This is a genomic window from Kitasatospora sp. CM 4170 (assembly GCF_032110285.1).
Taxonomy (GTDB): Bacteria; Actinomycetota; Actinomycetes; order Streptomycetales; family Streptomycetaceae; genus Kitasatospora; species Kitasatospora aburaviensis.
Genome location: NZ_CP134877.1, coordinates 1,758,227 through 1,775,329 on the forward strand (window position 1 = coordinate 1,758,227; position 17,103 = coordinate 1,775,329).

General features: G+C 70.3%; 20 protein-coding genes and 2 pseudogenes. 7 read left to right on the top strand and 15 right to left on the bottom strand.

All coding sequences use genetic code 11. The features are described from left to right. The first annotated feature begins 87 nt into the window (after positions 1 to 87). Positions 88 to 723, top strand: coding sequence for a hypothetical protein (locus RMN57_RS07090; protein ID WP_313762520.1), 636 nt, complete (start codon positions 88 to 90; stop codon positions 721 to 723). A 40-nt stretch (positions 724 to 763) separates the two neighbouring features. Here the strand turns inward: RMN57_RS07090 and RMN57_RS07095 are convergent, their stop codons facing one another. From RMN57_RS07095 to RMN57_RS07120, 6 genes and pseudogenes are all read right to left on the bottom strand, one after another. Further along, complete coding sequence (locus RMN57_RS07095; RefSeq protein ID WP_313762521.1) at positions 764 to 1,681, bottom strand: hypothetical protein; 918 nt, start codon at positions 1,679 to 1,681, stop codon at positions 764 to 766. A 147-nt stretch (positions 1,682 to 1,828) separates the two neighbouring features. After that, a pseudogene (locus tag RMN57_RS07100) lies at positions 1,829 to 1,978 on the bottom strand (IS701 family transposase); the annotation flags it as partial. A 123-nt stretch (positions 1,979 to 2,101) separates the two neighbouring features. After that, positions 2,102 to 2,704 carry an HAD family phosphatase gene (locus RMN57_RS07105; protein ID WP_313762522.1) on the bottom strand — a complete coding sequence of 201 codons (603 nt, stop codon included), beginning with the start codon at positions 2,702 to 2,704 and terminating at the stop codon, positions 2,102 to 2,104. A 120-nt stretch (positions 2,705 to 2,824) separates the two neighbouring features. Beyond that, on the bottom strand, positions 2,825 to 4,465 hold the full coding sequence (locus RMN57_RS07110; RefSeq protein WP_313762523.1) for a PQQ-binding-like beta-propeller repeat protein: 1,641 nt from the start codon (positions 4,463 to 4,465) through the stop codon (positions 2,825 to 2,827). A 300-nt stretch (positions 4,466 to 4,765) separates the two neighbouring features. Continuing rightward, positions 4,766 to 4,963: a transposase gene (locus RMN57_RS07115; protein WP_313762524.1), complete on the bottom strand. Its 198-nt coding sequence runs from the start codon at positions 4,961 to 4,963 to the stop codon at positions 4,766 to 4,768. A 285-nt stretch (positions 4,964 to 5,248) separates the two neighbouring features. Further along, positions 5,249 to 5,444: pseudogene (locus RMN57_RS07120) on the bottom strand (IS5/IS1182 family transposase); the annotation flags it as partial. 250 nt (positions 5,445 to 5,694) lie between these two features. Between RMN57_RS07120 and RMN57_RS07125 the strand changes: the two are divergent. Further along, positions 5,695 to 7,056: a PQQ-binding-like beta-propeller repeat protein gene (locus tag RMN57_RS07125; protein WP_313762525.1), complete on the top strand. Its 1,362-nt coding sequence runs from the start codon at positions 5,695 to 5,697 to the stop codon at positions 7,054 to 7,056. A gap of 163 nt (positions 7,057 to 7,219) precedes the next feature. Here the strand turns inward: RMN57_RS07125 and RMN57_RS07130 are convergent, their stop codons facing one another. Next, entirely contained in the window at positions 7,220 to 7,927 is a 708-nt protein-coding gene (locus RMN57_RS07130) for an NAD(P)H-binding protein (protein WP_313762526.1), read from the bottom strand. A 125-nt stretch (positions 7,928 to 8,052) separates the two neighbouring features. Between RMN57_RS07130 and RMN57_RS07135 the strand changes: the two genes are divergently transcribed. Continuing rightward, a complete protein-coding gene (locus RMN57_RS07135; protein ID WP_313762527.1) occupies positions 8,053 to 8,799 on the top strand; it encodes a TetR/AcrR family transcriptional regulator in 747 nt (248 codons plus the stop codon). 117 nt (positions 8,800 to 8,916) lie between these two features. On the opposite strand, the gene RMN57_RS07140 is transcribed toward RMN57_RS07135, so the two are convergent. Together RMN57_RS07140 and RMN57_RS07145 are read right to left on the bottom strand one after the other, a co-directional pair. After that, complete coding sequence (locus RMN57_RS07140) at positions 8,917 to 9,339, bottom strand: hypothetical protein (protein WP_313762528.1); 423 nt, start codon at positions 9,337 to 9,339, stop codon at positions 8,917 to 8,919. 236 nt (positions 9,340 to 9,575) lie between these two features. Next, positions 9,576 to 10,205 carry a DUF899 family protein gene (locus tag RMN57_RS07145; protein ID WP_313762529.1) on the bottom strand — a complete coding sequence of 210 codons (630 nt, stop codon included), beginning with the start codon at positions 10,203 to 10,205 and terminating at the stop codon, positions 9,576 to 9,578. A 350-nt stretch (positions 10,206 to 10,555) separates the two neighbouring features. On the opposite strand from RMN57_RS07145, the gene RMN57_RS07150 reads away from it, so the two are divergent. Continuing rightward, positions 10,556 to 11,545 (top strand): helix-turn-helix domain-containing protein, encoded by a 990-nt coding sequence (locus tag RMN57_RS07150; protein WP_313762530.1) that lies wholly within the window; start codon positions 10,556 to 10,558, stop codon positions 11,543 to 11,545. Here the strand turns inward: RMN57_RS07150 and RMN57_RS37005 are convergent. Further along, positions 11,488 to 11,715, bottom strand: a complete 228-nt coding sequence (locus RMN57_RS37005; protein WP_380233589.1) for a DUF899 family protein — start codon at positions 11,713 to 11,715, stop codon at positions 11,488 to 11,490. The genes RMN57_RS07150 and RMN57_RS37005 overlap by 58 nt on opposite strands. Before the next feature lie 84 nt (positions 11,716 to 11,799). Between RMN57_RS37005 and RMN57_RS07160 the strand changes: the two genes are divergently transcribed. Continuing rightward, on the top strand, positions 11,800 to 12,948 hold the full coding sequence (locus RMN57_RS07160) for a hypothetical protein (RefSeq protein ID WP_313762531.1): 1,149 nt from the start codon (positions 11,800 to 11,802) through the stop codon (positions 12,946 to 12,948). A gap of 50 nt (positions 12,949 to 12,998) precedes the next feature. On the opposite strand, the gene RMN57_RS07165 is transcribed toward RMN57_RS07160, so the two are convergent. The 3 genes from RMN57_RS07165 to RMN57_RS07175 all read right to left on the bottom strand — a co-directional run bounded on the left by RMN57_RS07165 (position 12,999) and on the right by RMN57_RS07175 (position 14,059). Then, positions 12,999 to 13,487: an NUDIX hydrolase gene (locus RMN57_RS07165; protein ID WP_313762532.1), complete on the bottom strand. Its 489-nt coding sequence runs from the start codon at positions 13,485 to 13,487 to the stop codon at positions 12,999 to 13,001. A 126-nt stretch (positions 13,488 to 13,613) separates the two neighbouring features. Further along, a complete protein-coding gene (locus RMN57_RS07170) occupies positions 13,614 to 13,853 on the bottom strand; it encodes a hypothetical protein (RefSeq protein WP_313762533.1) in 240 nt (79 codons plus the stop codon). Continuing rightward, complete coding sequence (locus RMN57_RS07175) at positions 13,853 to 14,059, bottom strand: hypothetical protein (RefSeq protein ID WP_313762534.1); 207 nt, start codon at positions 14,057 to 14,059, stop codon at positions 13,853 to 13,855. The genes RMN57_RS07170 and RMN57_RS07175 overlap by 1 nt, the downstream gene beginning before the upstream one ends. Before the next feature lie 114 nt (positions 14,060 to 14,173). Here RMN57_RS07175 and RMN57_RS07180 point away from each other — a divergent pair, with 114 nt between their 5' ends. Further along, positions 14,174 to 15,010 (top strand): helix-turn-helix transcriptional regulator, encoded by an 837-nt coding sequence (locus RMN57_RS07180; protein ID WP_313762535.1) that lies wholly within the window; start codon positions 14,174 to 14,176, stop codon positions 15,008 to 15,010. Further along, positions 15,000 to 15,206 carry a DUF397 domain-containing protein gene (locus tag RMN57_RS07185; protein ID WP_313762536.1) on the top strand — a complete coding sequence of 69 codons (207 nt, stop codon included), beginning with the start codon at positions 15,000 to 15,002 and terminating at the stop codon, positions 15,204 to 15,206. Before RMN57_RS07180 ends, RMN57_RS07185 begins: the two co-directional genes overlap by 11 nt. 63 nt (positions 15,207 to 15,269) lie before the next feature. Here RMN57_RS07185 and RMN57_RS07190 read toward each other — a convergent pair whose 3' ends face one another. Further along, entirely contained in the window at positions 15,270 to 16,091 is an 822-nt protein-coding gene (locus RMN57_RS07190; RefSeq protein ID WP_313762537.1) for an ABC transporter permease, read from the bottom strand. Continuing rightward, entirely contained in the window at positions 16,088 to 17,008 is a 921-nt protein-coding gene (locus tag RMN57_RS07195) for an ATP-binding cassette domain-containing protein (protein WP_313762538.1), read from the bottom strand. The genes RMN57_RS07190 and RMN57_RS07195 overlap by 4 nt, the downstream gene beginning before the upstream one ends. Positions 17,009 to 17,103: the final 95 nt, after the last annotated feature.

Below are 17,103 nucleotides of genomic sequence, written 5' to 3' on the forward strand. Positions count from 1 at the left end.
CCAGGGCCGCCGGGAACCGCTTCCCCGCCCGGGAGCATCGAGGTAGCCGGAAGGGTACGGGGGTACCGTTCGGCAGGGGGAGGGGCGATGTCCGGGGGATCGACGGTGTTCTGGCGCGGGCTCACGGTGGCGGCGGCGCTGGTCGGCGCCGCCGCCGGCGCGCTGTTCTTCTGGTCCTGGGGCTCGGCGATGCCCGTCCTGCCCGTCCTCCCGCTCTGGATCACGGGCGCCGCCGGCCTCGCCGTCGCGGTGGCCGCCTCGCTCGGCATCCGGGACGGCGACGGCACGCCGATGGCCACCATCGGCACGGCCCTGCTCACCCTGACGCTCTGGATCGGCGCGGCCACCGCCGACCTCTCCGTCACCGGCATCCGCGACTGGGCCCGCACCCCGCAGGCGATCACCGCCACCCTCACCGAGTGCCGGCTCGACGGCGCCTTCCACGGCCCCGACACGCTCGGCTCCGAGCACCACAGCTGCGTCTACCACTGGACCTTCCGCGGCGAGCCGCGCAGCGAGCGGCGCGGGGCCGCCGACAGCCGGCCCGACGGCCAGCCGCAGGAGATGTGGATGAGCCCGAACACCGGCGAGATCGCCGACCACCCGCTGCTCGCCCTCGTCGGCTACACCGCCGCCACCCTCGGCGCCGGCGCGATCGTCCTGGTCGGGGGCTGGTCCCGCCTGCGCACGGAGGCCCGGCGCCTGCGCCGGGCCGGCTCGTGATCGCCGGCGCGACGGAGGCCGGCGGCGGCCGCTGCGCGCATCAGCCGTGGCAGTGCACCGCGACCACGACGACGTCCCCGGCCAGGCCGTCCAGGTACGCGTTCGCGGCCCGCAGGTAGGCGGCGCGGCCGTTCTCCACGCCGCGGCCGGGCTCCAGCCAGGTGCCGTCGGACCGCAACAGGGCATCGCCCGGCACGGCCGCGTCGCGGGCCTGCGCCACGTACTGCTCGCGGCTCGTGGCGAACTCGCCGGGCCAGCCGCCGAACTCCTCGCTTCCCAGGGCGGCCCGGCGCCTCGGCTGCGCGTCGTAGTCCTGCTGCGCACGGTCGAGCGGGTAGCCGCTCCCGTCGGCCCGGTGCCGGGCGAGGAAGAAGTCCCAGGGCTCGGCCGCGGGCAGTCCCTCGACGAGGGCCGTCCACCGGTCGTGGCGTTCGCCGGCCTCGCGCCCCTCGTGCTCGCGCAGCGCGTCGAAGTCGAGCAGGGCCCGCGGCCCGCCGTCGCAGCGCAGTGCGGCGGCCTGGCCCTCCTCGCCGGAGTCGCCGTACTCCGTGGTGATCAGCCGAGGGTCGCCGGCCGCCTCCGGGCGGTGCAGGAAGTGGGCCGACCACCGGCCCCCGATCCGGTAGCCGTCCCACTTCCCGTCGCGGTTGTAGGTGCTCAGGAAGTAGGCACGGCCCTCGTCGTCGACGTAGAGGTGGTTGTCGCCGCCCGGCTCGTAGCCGCGGACGCGGTTGACGGTCTCGGCGACCTCCGCCCACGTCAGATCGTCGCGGTCCGGCACTTCACCACGGTGCCGCGCGGCCTCGACCCACGCGGTGCCGCTCGGGGCCGCGGCCTCGTAGTCCGGGTACTCCGCCACCTCCCGCTCGATGTCGAACGGGGCGAGCGCCGTGGCGAGCGCGGCGCCGATGCCGCCCCGCGCGGCGGAGGGGAGAGCGACGACGAGGGTGAAGTGCATGATTCCTTCCCGGGGAACGCGTCTCTGGTGAGTCGATCATTCCACCGGGTCCCGCGACCAACGGATTTCGGGCGATCCCGCAGGGTCACGTGCAGGAGATCGGCCAGTCCCGGGCGTGAGCAGATGCGGTGCAGACCGAAACCCCCTTGCGATCGTCCAGCAGTTCTTGCGCTGCAGGTCCGACAGCAGGCCCAGCACCAGCCGGCCTGCCCGCAGCCGGGGTTCAACCCGCGCGAACCGGCCTGCAATACGGCCCATCGCCACCTCGAACGCCTCCCGCCAACGCGCGGGATCCATGCTGTGACCTGCGGCCACCGTCTCTTCGTAAGTCCACACAACTCACGATGATCAACGGTGGCTGCACTCGTCTCCGACCCCCATCAAGACCGCAAACTGCGATCTTCTCACGCGTTGTGACGGTCACCGCGGCAGGAGCGCATCCAGTGCCGCACCGAGCCCGACGGCGTTGCGGAAGTGGATCGCGGCGATGCCCAACTCGCGGGCGGCAGCGACGTTCGCAGCCCTGTCATCGATGAACACGGCTTCCGCGGGGGCGACACCCATCATGTCGAGGGCCTGGGTGAACACCACGGGTTCGGGCTTGGTAGCGCCAAGACGGCAGGAGAAGAGCAAGGCGTCGAAACGGGAGGCGACCTGAGGGAACAAGTCCGGGAACGCTTCCAGGAGCAGGGGGTCGTTGTCCGTGAGCAGAGCGGTGTGGAGAGGACGCACAGTGTCCGCCAGCCTGAGCACCTTTGGATCGGGTTCGAAGGCACGGCACCAGATCTCCTGGAGTACCCGGATGCTTCCCTGGAACCCCAGCCTCTCTTGAATCGTGCGGTGGATCTCCGACGGGGAATCAAGGCCGAGGTCCCACCGCGAGATGAGCCCTGATGCGTACAGTCTGCTCTCCACCTGCTCGGGCGTGAGTCCGCATGCCCTACCGAGCGCGGCAAGCCGTCGCTCTGGATGGAAGCGGCAGACGACGCCCCCGAGGTCGAAGAAGATCACCTTTGGCTGCATGCGCTGACGATAGCTGCACCGCCGTCACGAAAGCGGCCTTGCTTCGATGCTCCTGCAGAGCTGGCCCACCTCCTGGTCGCAACGCCAGCCAACCCTTGATCACGATCTGCAGCTGGATTACTAGAAGAGGGTCTTGACCGCGTAGGTGCGCTCAAGTTCTTCATGGGGCTCGCCGGCCGCGTTCAGCCCCATGCTTGTGAGGAGCAGCCAATTCTGGGCGGGTGTGGCCATCGGCAGGATCGCTTCGGGTACGGGGAAGGACCACTGGGAGGTGCCGGTGGCCGGGTCGAGCCGGTGCAGGGTGTAGCCCTCCACCTGGATGAGAGGTGCACCGCGGAGGGTGCCGATCAGGCTTCCGGGCTGGCGCCAGGTCACCTTCCCGGTGTGCAGGTCCACCGCCACGATGTCGCTGGGGTACTGGTGGATCTGCGCGATGAGCAGGTCGCCGACCTGGACGGGCTCGCCGATGAGGCCGAAGTCGAGGCTCCAGTGGTTGCCGCCGGTCTCCAGTGACCATGCCTCGATCGAGGCGTCGTGGTTTACCAGGACGACGTCCTTGTAAACGTCGATGCTGTCCGTGGTGGGAACGGTCCAGCGTTTCTGGCCGGTGGCCGCTGTGAACACGTCCGTCACGCCGTCTCCGGGGATGAGCACCGATCCCTCGGCCATCGCGGCGGGGACGTGACCGTTCTTCTGCCAGAGCGGCCGACCGTTTTGGGCGTCGAGAGCGAAGAACACGTCACCGTTACCGTGTGTCCCGTAGCCGCGGGCCAGGACGGTCGTGCCGTCGGTCTTGATGGTGTTGATGGTGTCGTAGGTGGAGTCCGGCCGTGTCCAGGTCCACAGCTCGCTGCCGGTGGAGGCGGTCAGCGCCACCACCTTGTCGAACCCGGCGGCGTAGACGGTGCCTCCGGCGAGCTTCAGGTCGCTTCCGCTCGACAGCGGGTGCTGCTGTGGGGGGATGGTGTAGGTCCACACGGCCTTTCCGGTCTCCGGATCGAGAGCCAGGACGTCCCCCGCCGCTTCGGTGACCACGACCGTTTGGGTGGTCTGATCCACCAGCCCCCTCAGGGTGAACGCGTCTCCTTTCGGCCGGTAGGTCCACATGACCTTGCCCGTCTCGACGTCCCTGCCTCCGACAACGTCTTCGGCTTCGAAGACCGCGACACTCCCGATGACCCCCAGCGGCTTCCCGGTCTCGGCCGCCGGCGCGTCCCACGCGATCCGCGCCGGCTCCGGCACGCCGGCCTCCGGTGCCAACGCCCCCTTCAGTTCGGCCCCGCCGTACAAGGCGAGCGTCAGGACCACGAGGACGACCAGGGCCAGGAGGAGCAGCGTCTTCGCGTCGCCCTTGCGGATGTTGTTGATGATCTGGTCCCGGCCGGCGAAATTGCCCCGGACCTTGTTCCTGCTCCCCTGGACGGTGACGCCCCCACCTGACGCCATGTTCGCTGGTGCCGTCTGTGCCGACTCTGGTGTGGTCTCCGGCGCCGGCATGACGCTGGTCAGGTAGACGACGAACGGCTGGTCCGCGGCCAGCACCGCGACCAAGGCGCCATGAAGAGCTGCCTGGGCGGCGGGGTCCTGCGGAGCCGACTCGAATGCGGCCACCGTCTGGCCCTGGCCCGCGCCAGTCAGCCGGCTGCGGATCAGGTCCCCCACCATGGTCGCCGCAGCGGTGCCCGTACTGGTGGCTGCTGCTGTGCCCGCAGTCGACAACAGCTGGACCGCCGCAGACGCAAGATCGTCTAACGCGTTCATTGAAGAAGTCCCCCATGGACGATGACGTCACGCACATGCTCCCTGGCGACGCACCACCGAAACGCGAAGATATCCAACCGCAACCTGTAACCACAGCCCGCGACGCTCAGGTCAGCCCGAGCTATCACCTTGGAGACAGCTTCGACACCCTGGCGTTTCCACATCGCCATGGCCCCGGCCGCGTGCTGGTGGGCTCGGACGATCGTGGAGTCCACCGAGACCGCCCAGTCCAGGGCCCTCGTCGGCGTCGGCCTGGGCCATCAGCGCGGTGAACACCCGCTCCCAGGTCCCGTCGACGGCTCACATCCGCAGCCGGTTGTAGACACTTCGCCAGTTGCCGTACTTCTCCGGCAGGTGCACCCACTGGGACCCGGCGTGGAACTTGAAGGCGATCGCGTCGATCACTTGACGGTGGTCACGCCACCAGCCGCCGCGTTTCGGCGTCCGGTCCGGCAGCAACGGCTCAATCCGCGCCCACTTCGCGTCAGTCAACGGCACACCCAGACCAACGAGCGGTGATCCAAACGAAACTGCCTAAGGGTTGTCCCGTAACTGATCTTTGGCAGCATGAGAGTGGCTGGCCGGGACCGCATCCCAGGTTCCCTTTGGGGAGGCACTGACCTCGGCGTCAACGAGTCGTGCGTCACGATGCAGGACATCGAGGGCAACGAGTTCTGCCTCACCTGATTCTCCTCCGAGACTGCGAGGTGGGGAGCCGTCTCCGCCCTTGGGGAACATCGGGGCAGCCGATATCGGCTGCCCCGATGTTCCCCAAGGACGGTCTCCCGTGAGAGCGAGGTTGTGTAGGCGGGCAACGCCGTGCATCGCGTGGCGCACACCGTCGCCTCTCAAGCGGCAGTCGCGCAGGATCTTCCAGGTCTTCATGGGCGAAGGCGTGCTCGACGCGGGCGCGAACCCGCTTGTGGCTCTTGTTGTGGGCCTCCTTCCAGTCGGGCAGTTCCTCGCCTCGCGGACGGCGGCCATCTGGGCACCAGGCTGATCATGCCAGGCAGTCGTTGCGGTTCCCCGGGAGCGGCCGGCCGACCACCACGACCAGGCGGGTGAGGCTCTCAACGCGAGGCTGCCCCGGCCGCATCCAGGCCGCGACCGGCCACCGCGTTCCGTGGTCGGCATCGGGGCGCGCAGGCGAGCCGGACAAGGGCGGGTCATGATCAAAGTAGGGTGGTCCGTCGGGAGTGATCATTCAAGAGGAAAGACGGACAAAGAAGTTGAATCGCATACGTACGACGATGGTGCTCGGTCTGGTGCTGTCCGCGGGTCTCGTGACCGGGTGCTCCGGAGGGGCGGACGCCGGTGCCAAGGCCGGCGGCGGGGAGACGGGAAAGGCGGCGGAGTCCGCGTCCGCGTCGCCGAAGAGCCCGGTCTACCAGGGCAAGCCGGTGCCCGGGCTAACAGCGCAGCCGGCCTGGAGCCTGACGGACGGTGAGGCCGGGAACTGCGCGAGCAAGGCGTCCGAGAAGGACTCGTCGCAGCGCGACGTCTGCACGGTCGGGGACGCCGTCATCGTCACCGGCTACCGCGACGGGCAGTCGGGCACGAGCACCTTCACCGCCCGGCTCTTCGACGCCAAGACGGGCAAGCTGCGCAAGAACTTCGACTTCGCCCTCCCCGAGAAGAGCGGCGGGTCCACCCCGGCGGTGGCCCTCGCGCAGGTGGGCGAGTGGCGGGACGGTTCGCCGGCCCTGCTGATCCGCAACCGCGTCGACACCCCGGCGGACCCCCTGAAGAAGGCCTCGACCCAGACCGTGCTGACCATGTACGCGCCGTCCGGCGAGAAGCTGGGGAGCTCGTCCTTCGACGGGGACACCCACATGTCCACCCCGGTCAGGAACGGCTACCTGGTGGACACCAGCAGCTCCGGCGGCGCCAAGTTCATCCCGATCGGCGACGGCGAGACCCTGACCACCCAAGCCTCGCACATCGACCTCCAGGGGGCGGTCGGTCCCGGTCTCGGCTACTCCTCGCAGAAGGACACCTCCTTCCAGCCGTACGCCAATTGGCTGACCGCCACGGACATCCGCACGGGCAAGAAGGTCTGGAACACCAAGGACCTCGCGCCACCGGCCGCCGTCGCCAAGCTGATCACCCCGGCCAAGGCGACCAGTGCGCGGCTGATGCCGTACCAGGGCGACAAAGCCCTGCTCGAATGGTCCTCGTACGGCGATTCCGAAGCGGTCATGACGCTGGTCGACGTCAAGAGCGGCCAGCGGCTCGCCGAGGGGCCGGGCATCGACACCAACGGCACCGTCGAGGACGACGGCCTCGCCATCTCCCCGGACGGCAAGACCGCCGTGGTGCAGTACGGCAAGGGCGCGGTCGCCTGGAACACGGAGACCGGCAAGGAGCTGTGGCGCCAGGCCACGAACGAGAAGAACATCATGCCGCGCGCCCTCCCGGGCAACGGCGTCCTCTACGCGTACCTGGACGGCACCGGAGCCGCGCTCGACGCCCGCGACAAGAAGGTGCTGGCATCCGGGATCGAGGCGATGCCGCAGTTCACGACGAACGGGTACGCCGCCGTCCGCAGCGCCGGGGGCATCTTCGTCTTCGCCACCCAGCCCGTCGCCTGACGGACGGGCGCACCGCCCCCGGTTCAGGGGCCGGCGGATCCCGCGAGGGGACACCGGCCCCCCCGGTGGGGGCGGTGTCAGGTGGGGTGGGCCCGACCGATCGTGCCATCCACTCCCGAACGACGCCGTCGCCGCCGCCACCGGCGACCCCACGCCCCGGCCGTCAGTAAGCGGCCGTGAAGCGGCGCTGGACGAAGCGCGGCAGCTCCGCCTCGTCCACGAGCGCCACGGCCGCGTCCTCCGCCGAGATCCGGGAGAGCCCGTCGGCGTCCCGGACCGTCTGGTCGCCTCCGATCCGGAAGCGCCCGGTGCGCTCACCCGGGGCGATGAACTCGGCCGGGCTGAAGTAGGTCCAGTACCGGTTCGAGGTGCGCAGGACGTTCAGGCCGTCCCGGGCGCCTCGCACCGAGGCCGCGTACCCGCGGGGAAGGCCCAACCGGTCGAGGGTCGCGTGAAGCAGTTCCTCGTCGTCGGCCAGCGTTACGCCGGGCGAGGTCTCCAGACTGCCCGCGCCGCCGATCACGATCAGCCTGGTCCGAGGGTGCCGGTCGAGCGCGGCCAGCAGCGCCCGCGCCGCGGTGACGTAGACGGTGGGGTCGGCGATCGACCGCTCGACGGTGTCCGCGAAGTCCCGGGCCGCGTTGCCGGGCTGGTAGCCGCTGATCAGCACGTCCAGACCGGGCAGGACGGCGGCGATGCTCTCCGCGTCCAGGACGTCGACGCCGGCCCAGCTGATGTTCTCCCGGCTCTCGCCGAGCCCGGCCGTCGACGCGTCGCGGCTCATGGCGGTGACGCGGTGCCCCCGGTCGAGGGCCTCGGTGACGACCCTGCTGCCGATGGTCCCCGTGGCACCTATGACGCCGATGTGCATGGTTCTCCCCTTGTACCTGTGCAGGCGGACATGGACGCCCCGTCGATTCGGTGACGCCGTGTCAAAACTATACGCCGTGAAGTTTAGATACGGAGTCAATCCAGGTGACGCTGTAGAGTGTCCACGTGGCAGCAACGACCGGGAAGACGACGGGCGCGGCAGGGCGGGGAAGCACCGGCCGGCGCGAGCGCCTGCGGGCCGAGACGACCGCCGAAATCAAGAGCGCGGCCCTGGAGTTGATGGCCACCGGCGGTCCCGACGCGATCACCCTGCGGGCCATCGCCCGCGAGATGGGCATGACCGCCAACGCCATCTACGGCTACTTCGCCACCCGCGACGAGCTGGTCACCACACTCATCAACGACGTGTACACCGCGCTCGCCGACGCCGTGGACGCCGCGTGGGAGTCGTCCGCCGCCGCTCACCCCGCCGTCCGGATCAGCGCCTGGGCGCACGCGTTCCGCGCGTGGGCCCTGACCAACCCCGAAGGCTTCCGCCTGGTCTACGGCGACCCCGTCCCCGGCTACCGGGCTCCCGAGGGCGGCGCCGCGCCCGATGCGGCCCGCCGCACCTGCACCGGCCTCGCCGCCCTCGCGGCGGCCGCCTGGCCGCACGCCCGGCAGCACTACGCGGACAGCGACTTCGCCTGGTCCGACTTCGACCCCGGCCTGCTCGACAAGATCCGCCCGGCGTTCCCCGACCTCCCCCCGGCCGGCGTCGCACTGGCCCTGCGGCTCTGGGGCCACCTCCACGGCCTGGTCTCCCTGGAGATCTACGGCCACCTGCGCGGCCAACTGGCCCACCCTGACAAACTGTTCGAGGAGGAGCTGAACCAGCTCGTCCGCACCCTGGGCATCCCTCGGCCCGCCTGAAGCAGGGGCGCGGCCCGGCCGGGCGCACCGGCAGACTCGCCGTCACCCACCGGCCGGGCCGCACTCCACCCCTCGGTCATCCACGTCCCGATCCGCGGACGACCGAGGGAACAGGCCCTACTCGCGGAACTGGAACAGCCAGGCCTGCGCCTGGTCGTACGCCTCCAGCGGTCGCAGCGCGGTGCGCTGCGGGAAGATGTCCAGCACGCTGAGGTCCAGCGCCAGTTCGCGGCCCTCGACCGGGCCGCCCGGGACGACGATGTTGAACGCGAACCGCTCGGCGGTCTCGCGCAGCGCCCATTCGAAGGGCTCGGCGGTGCCGCGGACCTGCTGGTTCTCCTCCACCGGACCGTCCAGGCCGATGTAGCTGCCGTGCCGCAGGTTCTTGATGACGACGTTCCCGTTGGCGACGCCGCTCACCTCCCACTCCTGCTCGCCCGGTTCGCCGGTCGGGGCCAGCAGGACCACGAACTCCTTGGCGGCCTGGAGGGTGAGCAACTGCTCATCGGGTTTGGCGATCGCGTAGATGCCATCGTGCAAAGGCGTCACGGTCGACTCCACTTCACTGGTGAACGCTGGAGACCGGGGGTGGTGCCGCGCGGCACCACCCTCCGGCGAAGTGGGTCGATTCAAGCCAAACAAGCGGTGCGGGTACAGACCACCCGCCGCGAGCCCACCCCAACGGGTGGGCGGCTACGAACGCCGAACCGGATGGCGAACGCTCGTGCGAGGATCGGGTGGGTGACACGCCCGCCCACCCGGGCCTACGGCGCCGGCTACCCGTAGGTGGGCCGCTGCGGCCAACCGGCCGGGGAATCCTCCCACTCCTCCTGCCGGCCGTACGGGGCGAGGTCGAGGATGTTGTTGCGGAAGACCAGCCGGTCCACCCCGCGCGAGTAGGTGCTGTACGTGCGGTAGACGTCCTCCCCGTCGCGCAGGAACACGCTGAGCAGGAAGCCACCACCCGCACCGGTGTCCGCGGCGAAGGTGGTGCCGTGGGACGAGACGAACGGCAGCGTCCACCCGGTGCGCTCCCGGTGCGCCTCGATTTGCGCGAGCGGCATGTTCGAGACGTTCACCCAGGTGACCCCGCGCTCGGCCAGCAGGCCGAGCGCACCAACCGGGATGTTGTCGGTGAACCCCTTGCAGCCGGGGCAGAGGTGGTCCGGCCCCCCGTCCATGAACTGGTACACGACGAGCTGGTTCCGGCCCTCGAAGAGGTCGAGCAGGCTCCTGGTGCCGGTGGGTGTGTCGAAGGCGTAGTCGGTGGCGAACTTCACCATCGGAAGGCGGCGGCGCCGGGCCGCCAGCGCGTCCTGCGCGCGGGTCAGTTCCTTCTCGGCCTTGAGCAGCTCGTCGCGGGCGAGCTGCCACTCCTCGGCCGAAACGATCGCAGGTTTCTCCATGCGGGGATTGTGGCGGGTGGGACTGACAATCCGGGCCGACGACTTGACCGACCGTCAAGGAGTCACCCGAGACCACGCCCGAACACCGAGGCCCACGTCGTCGGACGTCGGCCTCGAACTCAGCACGCGCCTGGTCGGTTCGCTGGGACACGTGGGCACGGCTTCCCGGGGGCCGGGGGCCGCGAGCTCGGGCGCGCGAGGGCCCGGGGGCGTAAACAGCGACAGGCGCTGTGGGCGGGAGTCGACACCGGAGCGGAAGCGAATCCAGCCCCCCTCGCGCCTCGCCTCATAAACGATGCAAGAGTGTCCATGACATGAGCGTGAGCGTCCACGTGGCACGAGGAGGCCCGGTGCTGACCGAGAGGGTGTTCCGAACCGAAGCCGTTCCCGCCGCGGACCGCTTCGACTACCTGTGCGAGCACATCTCGTCGATGTACGCGCCCGCCGAGGTCCGGCGCGAGGACATGGCGAACTTCCCCGCGGAGTCCCGGGCGCTGGATCTCGGCGGCGTACAGCTCTGGACGAAGGAACACCCCCCGCTGACCCTGCATCGCACCCCCGGGCTGATCAAGCACGGCGACCCTGGGCTCTATCACCTGTCGCTGCCGCTGCGCGGCAGGTTGGAGGTCGCCGGGCTCGATGCCGAGATCGGGTACGGGCCCTCCGATCTGGTGATCCACAACACCGCCCGGCCCGTGGTGATGCACTCCCGTGGCGACCGCCCGCAGGAGCGGATCCGCAGCACGGGACTGTCCATCCCCCGGCAGCTGCTGCCGTTCCCGGCGAGCCGGGTGGACCTCCTGTTCAACCGGCGACTGTCGGGCCGGGAGGGGATCGGTGCCCTGCTCGTGCAGTTCCTCGCCCAGCTGACCGACGACTGCGGCCCGTACCGGCCCTCCGACGGCCCGCGGCTCGGCACGGTCGCGCTCGACCTGGTGTCCGCGCTGCTCGGGCACGCCCTCGACGCCGAGAAGGCCGTCGCGCCGGAGAGCCGGCAGCGGACGCTGCGGCTGCGCGTCCAGGCGTTCGTCCGCAGCCGGCTGGACGATCCGGAGCTCAGCCCCGGCGTGATCGCCGCCGCGCACCACATCTCGGTCAGCTACCTGCACCGAATCTTCGAGGGCGAGGAGGAGACGGTCGCCGCCTGGATCCGCCGCCAGCGCGTCGAACGTGCTCGGCGCGAGCTCGCCGACCCCGCCGCGGTTCTGACGCCCATTCACACCATTGCGTCCCGCTGCGGCTTCCCGCGTGCCGCGGACTTCACCCGCGCGTTCCGTACGGCCTATGGCATGGCGCCCCGGGACTTCCGCCGCGCAGCGTGCGACTCCCCGGTGCGCTGAGCAGGCCGCCCGCATCGAGGACCTGATCCAACGAGGGCCCTCCGCATCGGAAGGCGGCGGCGCCGGGCCGCGAGCGCGTCCTGCGCGCGGGTCAGTTCCTTCTCGGCCTTGAGCAGCTCGCCGCGGGCGAGCTGCCACTCCTCGGCCGAGACGATCGCGGGTTTCTCCATGCGGGGATTGTGACGCGGGGACTGACAGTCGGGGCGCCGCGGCCCGCCTGTCCCGGCCGCGGCGCCAGTGGCAGAGGAAGTCAGTTGGTGCAGAAGGGGATTGAGTCACCCACGCCCGGTCGGGTACGGGATCGTCACGGCCGTGTCCGGGGCATTGTCGGCGCACGGAGCGACGGCCATGCTGGCCCCACGAACCGGCTGTCGATGTGGGGTGGGGGAACCATGGAAAGCGCGGTGCTGGCGGCGTGGGTCACGGCGGTGCTCACCGGTCTTGCCAGCGGGGTGGCAGGAGCGACGACTACCGCCGTGGCGGCCCAGGTGGGCCGTGTCGCACGCGAGCGGCTCGGCTTGGACGAGGACGGCCGACAGGCTCTGGAAAGGCTCGACGGTGATCCGGCCGCGCCCGGGACCGCCGACGAACTGCGGGCCCGGCTCCTGCTGCTGATCGAGGGCGACCCGGACTTCGCCCACCGGATCCGGCAGGCCGCCGGCCTGCCGGCTGCACCACCGGCGAGCAACAACATCAACATCGGCGGCAACGTCCGCAACGGCGTGATCACCATCGGCCCGGTGACGATCCGCAAGAGCCCCGGCGTCGTGGCCGTCGCCGCGCTTGTGGTGGTGGTCGCCCTGTCGCTCGCCCTCAACGGGGTGATCCACACGGTGGAGGGCGACGACAGCCCCTGGTCCTCGGGCGGCGGCCGGAACAGAGTGGCCGCGGTGACCGACCCGACGCTGGCGAAGGGCATTGCCCCGGACCTGCGGTCCATGCCGTCCGGGTGGAACCTGAAGAGCTCGCCGGAACTGGACGGGTGCACCGAGGATTGCCAGGGGCGGCTGGCCAAAGGCGAGGTGAGGGTCGCCGACTCCGCGGGCGACACCAGGATCTCGTTCCAGTACGCGACCTTCGACGGCGCCGAGACCGCCGAGACCGGGTACGGCAAGGTAGTCGACGGTGCGCAGCGGACCGTCAACAACAACCTGGCCCCCATGTCGCTCGGCACGGTGGGCGACGCCAGCTCCGCCTTCTCCGGGCGCACCTACACCGGCTCGGAATACCAGTACACGGCCGTCGTGTACCTGCGCGTGGGTACCGTCATCGGCCGGGTCTCGTACGACGGCGGCTACAAGAAGGTCGACGACGGCAAACTGCTCGCCTTCGCCCGCCTGCTCGCCGATCGAGCCCAGCAGGCCCAGAACGGCGAGCAGCCGTCGGCGAGTGCCGTGCTGTAGTGAACGCCTCCTGAACGGGGGTTTCCGTGCCGATCGGCGAACACCTCCGCTCAGGCCGAGCGCTGCCCGTGGGTGAGGAGCGGGAGGGAACGGCCGAGGTTGGCGAGGGCCTGCTGGACGCGGGCGTTCTGGGCCGGGCTCATGAGGTTGCCGAGGTGGGCGGGGTCGGCGAAGCGCGCACCGAGGAGGTTGCTGTGGTGCTGCGGCGGCACGGCGAGTCGTTGCGCGGCCGGACCGGTGATGACGCCCGCGTCGAAGACGAGGTTGAGGCGTTCGAGGTACCGGTCGGCGGGCGCGAAGTCGACGGCGAGCAGGTGCGTCATCCGGCGGACGATGCCGGTCTGGGCCTGGAGGTGTCGGGAGGCGGCGAGGTGCGGCGGCTCGTTGGTGTTGGCCGCACCGCCGGGGAGGATCAGGCCGTCCAGGAAGTCGGGGTCGACGAGGAGGACGTGCCCGGCCTGGTCGCGCAGGAGCGCGAGGCAGCCGAGTCGGCAGACCGGCGGCTTGGCGAGGAGTCGGGGGTCACGGACGGTGCGCACGGTCACGGTCTCTTTCGGTGGTGGGGGTGGCAGTGCTGGTGAGACGACGGAGGCCAGGGAGGAGCGAGGCGGCGAACAACAACCACCAGAGCAGGCGCCCGGCGAGGGCGAAGGCGTGGGTGGAGCTCATGCCTGCTGCTCGAAGCGGAGGCCCTTGCGGAGGAGGTCCGCGATACGGCCGATGCGGTCGGGCGGGGCGCAGCCGAGGTCGATCAGGTAGGAGCCGGTCAACCGGCCGTAGTGCCAGTCGATTTCGGCGTCCGGGAGGTCGGCTCCGGCGAGGGCGAGGACCGCGAGGAGGTCTTCGAGCGCGCACGCGGCAGCACGGCGTTGCTCCTCGGTGACGCGGGTGAGGATGGACCCCATCAGACGCTCCTGCTGTGGCATTCGAAGGCCCGCCAGGCCGAGGTGGCGGCCGAGAGGAGCGAGAAGCCGGCCAACTCCCCGCCCGGCCCCCGCAACCACTCCCCCGTGACCTCGTTCCGCACCCGGTAGAGCCGGGCGGCGTGATCCCAGCGCACCCCGTACCCGTGGAGTCCGGGCGATGGCTGGATGCGAGCAGGCGGCGTCATGGACACCCTCCGGAGTTGGGATTTCACTTTCTGTGCATCCATGCTTGCGCAGCGAACCCACGCCGGGGAAGAATCTGAACTCGCCACTTGGGATCGGTTCAGTTGAGGAGCGCCATGAACCGCAAGGACCTTGACCCCACGTCATCTCCCTATGCGGCCCTTGGGGTGCAGCTTCGCAGGTCGCGAGAGGCGCGCGGGCTGACCCAGACCGGTCTGGGCTCGGAGATGCGGTACTCCGGTGCATACATCTCCAGCGTCGAGCGCGGAGTACGGCCACCGAGCCGGAAGTTCGTGGAGCTCGCAGACAAGCTGCTTGCAACCGGCGGCACGCTTGCTCTGATGCTTGATCAGCTCGACCACAGCATCCTGATAGAAGGCTTCCCCGAGTACGCCGAGAAGGAGGCCGAGGCACTCCACATTCGGCTCTTCGAGATCGGCGTCATCTCAGGTCTCCTACAGACCGCCGAGTACGCGGCGGCCTACGAATCGGCTCCCGTACAGCGCGGCACTGCCACCCAACAGCAGGCGGACGAGCGAATCAGGTTCCTTCTCGCACGGCAAGCCCTCTTGGAACGTCCCTCACCGCCTCTCGTGCACGCGGTAATCGACGAGTGGAGCCTGCGTCGGCCGATCGGCGGCCCTGCGGTGATGGCTGCCCAGCTCCGGCATCTGGAACTGCTCACCAGCAAGCCCAACATGACCATCCAGGTGGCACCGATTCGCCTCGGCGAACATCGTCCGTTCGCCCATCCGGTAACCCTCCTCACCATGCCCAACCGGACCATGCTCGGCTATACGGAGAGTCATCAACGTGGCTTTCTGGAACGAGATCCTGAAACCGTAGCCAGCTGGGCCAGGGACTACGATCGGCTACAGGTTGAAGCGCTGCCACTGGCCGCGTCCCTTGAGCTGATCCGCATAGTGCGGAAGGAGTTTGAAAGTGCATGCTGACCTATCCGCCGCTCGCTGGCGCAAGAGTACGTTCAGTGGCCAAGGCGGCCAGTGCGTCGAGGTCGCCGATGGCTTCACCGATGTCGTCCCTGTCCGAGACTCCAAGGACCCCCACGGGCCGGCCCTCATCTTCCCCTCTGCCGCCTGGCACTCATTCGTCGATGCCGTCCGCGCCGGGGACTTCGACACGATCTGATCAGAATGCTCGGAGTGGGAAGTCGGAATGACCGACTTCCCACTCCCTCCGTCTCTCCCCCGCTCACACGTCGCGGCGCCGTACTGCGAGCACCGCCAGTACGACTGCCACCAGCGGCCAGAGGACGAACACTGCGACCGCGCCGGGCACCGTGGCCGTGTACTCCAGGTTGTCCGGTGAGTCGCCCCAGTTCTGGACCAGCCGTTTCCAGGCCGCGAAGAGCGTCACGTGGTTCACGTCCGCGGACCACCGCGAGCTCGTCGAGAACAACATCGGCAGCATCAGCAACAGGAACGCATTCGTCACCATCGTCATCGCGCTCTGCCGGATCAGCACCCCCAGCCCCACGCCGACCACCCCGCACACCGGGGCCAGCAACGCCGACGCGACCAGCGCCCGCGCCACCCCCGGGTGGGTGATCGACACGCCCACCCCCTCCCCGTCGAGGACGGCCTGCGCGACCAGGAACGACCCGGTCGAGATCACCGCCCCCGCCACCGTCCACACCACCCCCGTCACGACCGCCTTCGCCAGCACCACCGACCCCCGCGCCGGCACGGCCACGGTCGTCGTCCGAACCAACCCCGTGCCGTACTCGCTCACCACGGTCAACGCCCCCGCACTCCCCGCCACCAGCATCAGCGTCAGATAGCCGGCCGGCGGGTACGCGTCGAAGGGCATGAAGCCGTCGGGCCACGCCCGACCGGCCGCCCCGCCCGCGAGGTTCCGGACGTCGGCCAGCGCCGCCACCGCCGCCGACCCGACCACGAACACCGTGGTCAGCATGAGCGTCCACGCCGTCGAACGCAGCGACCGCAGCTTGATCCACTCGGCGGCGATCAGGTCGCCGAAGCGGGCCGGCGGCGCAACGGTGAGAGTGGTCATCGGCGTTCTCCTGCCAGGTATTCGACGCTGTCCGCGGTGAGTTCCATGAAGGCCTCCTCCAACGAAGCCGTGCGGGTGGTCAGTTCGGTCAGCGGGATCCCGTGCTCGGACGCGAGTGCGCCGATCCGGTCCGCGGGCAACCCCGTCACGGTGATCCGCTCCGCACCCGCCGAGCCCTCAGGCTCGACCGACGCGCCCGCGCCGGTCAGCACCGCCGACAGTTCGGCGGCCCGCGACGTGCCCACCACGACGCTGCGCCGCGCGCTGCGGGCCGCGAAGTCCCGGACCGGCTCGGCGGCGATCAGCCGGCCCCGGCCGATCACCACGAGGTCGTCGGCGGTGTTCTCCATCTCCGACATCAGGTGGCTGGAGAGGAAGACCGTCCGCCCCTCCTCGGCCAGCCGCCGGAACAGTCGGCGCACCCAGAGCACACCCTCCGGGTCCATGCCGTTGATCGGCTCGTCGAACATCAGCACCGGCGGGTCCCCCAGCAGCGCGGTGGCGATCCCCAGCCGCTGCTTCATCCCGAGCGAGAACCCGCCGATCCGGCGGCCCGCCGCCTCCGTCAGGCCGACCTCCCCCAGCACCGCCTCCACCCGGCGCAGCGGGAGGCCGTTGCTGCGCGCCAGCGCCGAGAGGTGGGCTGCCGCGCTGCGGCCGCCGTGCACCTGGTGGGCGTCGAGGAGGGCCCCGGCGTGCCGGAGCCCGCGCGGGTGACTGCCGAACGGCACCCCACCCACCGTGGCCGCCCCGCCGGTGGGCGCGTCCAGGCCGAGGATCATCCGCAGGGTGGTGGTCTTGCCCGCACCGTTGGGGCCGAGGAATCCGGTGACCCGGCCCGGCCGCACGGTGAAGGAGAGCCGGTCCACGGCCGTCTTGTCGCCGTATCGCTTGGTGAGTTCGTTGACTTCGATCACGCCGACGACTCTGCCGCCGGGACCCCGGCCCGGGCATCGGCCCGGGGGCGGCACCCGATCCGCCCGCATTCGCCCACGGGCTTACATCCCCGGGC

What these genes read in the sequence shown, in the direction of transcription:
- RMN57_RS07090 (WP_313762520.1), top strand. Translation starts at nt 88, where the DNA reads ATGTCCGGGGGATCGACGGTGTTCTGGCGCGGGCTCACGGTGGCGGCG.
- RMN57_RS07095 (WP_313762521.1), bottom strand. Translation starts at nt 1,681, where the DNA reads ATGCACTTCACCCTCGTCGTCGCTCTCCCCTCCGCCGCGCGGGGCGGC.
- RMN57_RS07105 (WP_313762522.1), bottom strand. Translation starts at nt 2,704, where the DNA reads ATGCAGCCAAAGGTGATCTTCTTCGACCTCGGGGGCGTCGTCTGCCGC.
- RMN57_RS07110 (WP_313762523.1), bottom strand. Translation starts at nt 4,465, where the DNA reads ATGAACGCGTTAGACGATCTTGCGTCTGCGGCGGTCCAGCTGTTGTCG.
- RMN57_RS07130 (WP_313762526.1), bottom strand. Translation starts at nt 7,927, where the DNA reads ATGCACATCGGCGTCATAGGTGCCACGGGGACCATCGGCAGCAGGGTC.
- RMN57_RS07145 (WP_313762529.1), bottom strand. Translation starts at nt 10,205, where the DNA reads ATGGAGAAACCTGCGATCGTTTCGGCCGAGGAGTGGCAGCTCGCCCGC.
- RMN57_RS37005 (WP_380233589.1), bottom strand. Translation starts at nt 11,715, where the DNA reads ATGGAGAAACCCGCGATCGTCTCGGCCGAGGAGTGGCAGCTCGCCCGC.
- RMN57_RS07170 (WP_313762533.1), bottom strand. Translation starts at nt 13,853, where the DNA reads ATGGGGTCCATCCTCACCCGCGTCACCGAGGAGCAACGCCGTGCTGCC.
- RMN57_RS07175 (WP_313762534.1), bottom strand. Translation starts at nt 14,059, where the DNA reads ATGACGCCGCCTGCTCGCATCCAGCCATCGCCCGGACTCCACGGGTAC.
- RMN57_RS07180 (WP_313762535.1), top strand. Translation starts at nt 14,174, where the DNA reads ATGAACCGCAAGGACCTTGACCCCACGTCATCTCCCTATGCGGCCCTT.
- RMN57_RS07190 (WP_313762537.1), bottom strand. Translation starts at nt 16,091, where the DNA reads ATGACCACTCTCACCGTTGCGCCGCCGGCCCGCTTCGGCGACCTGATC.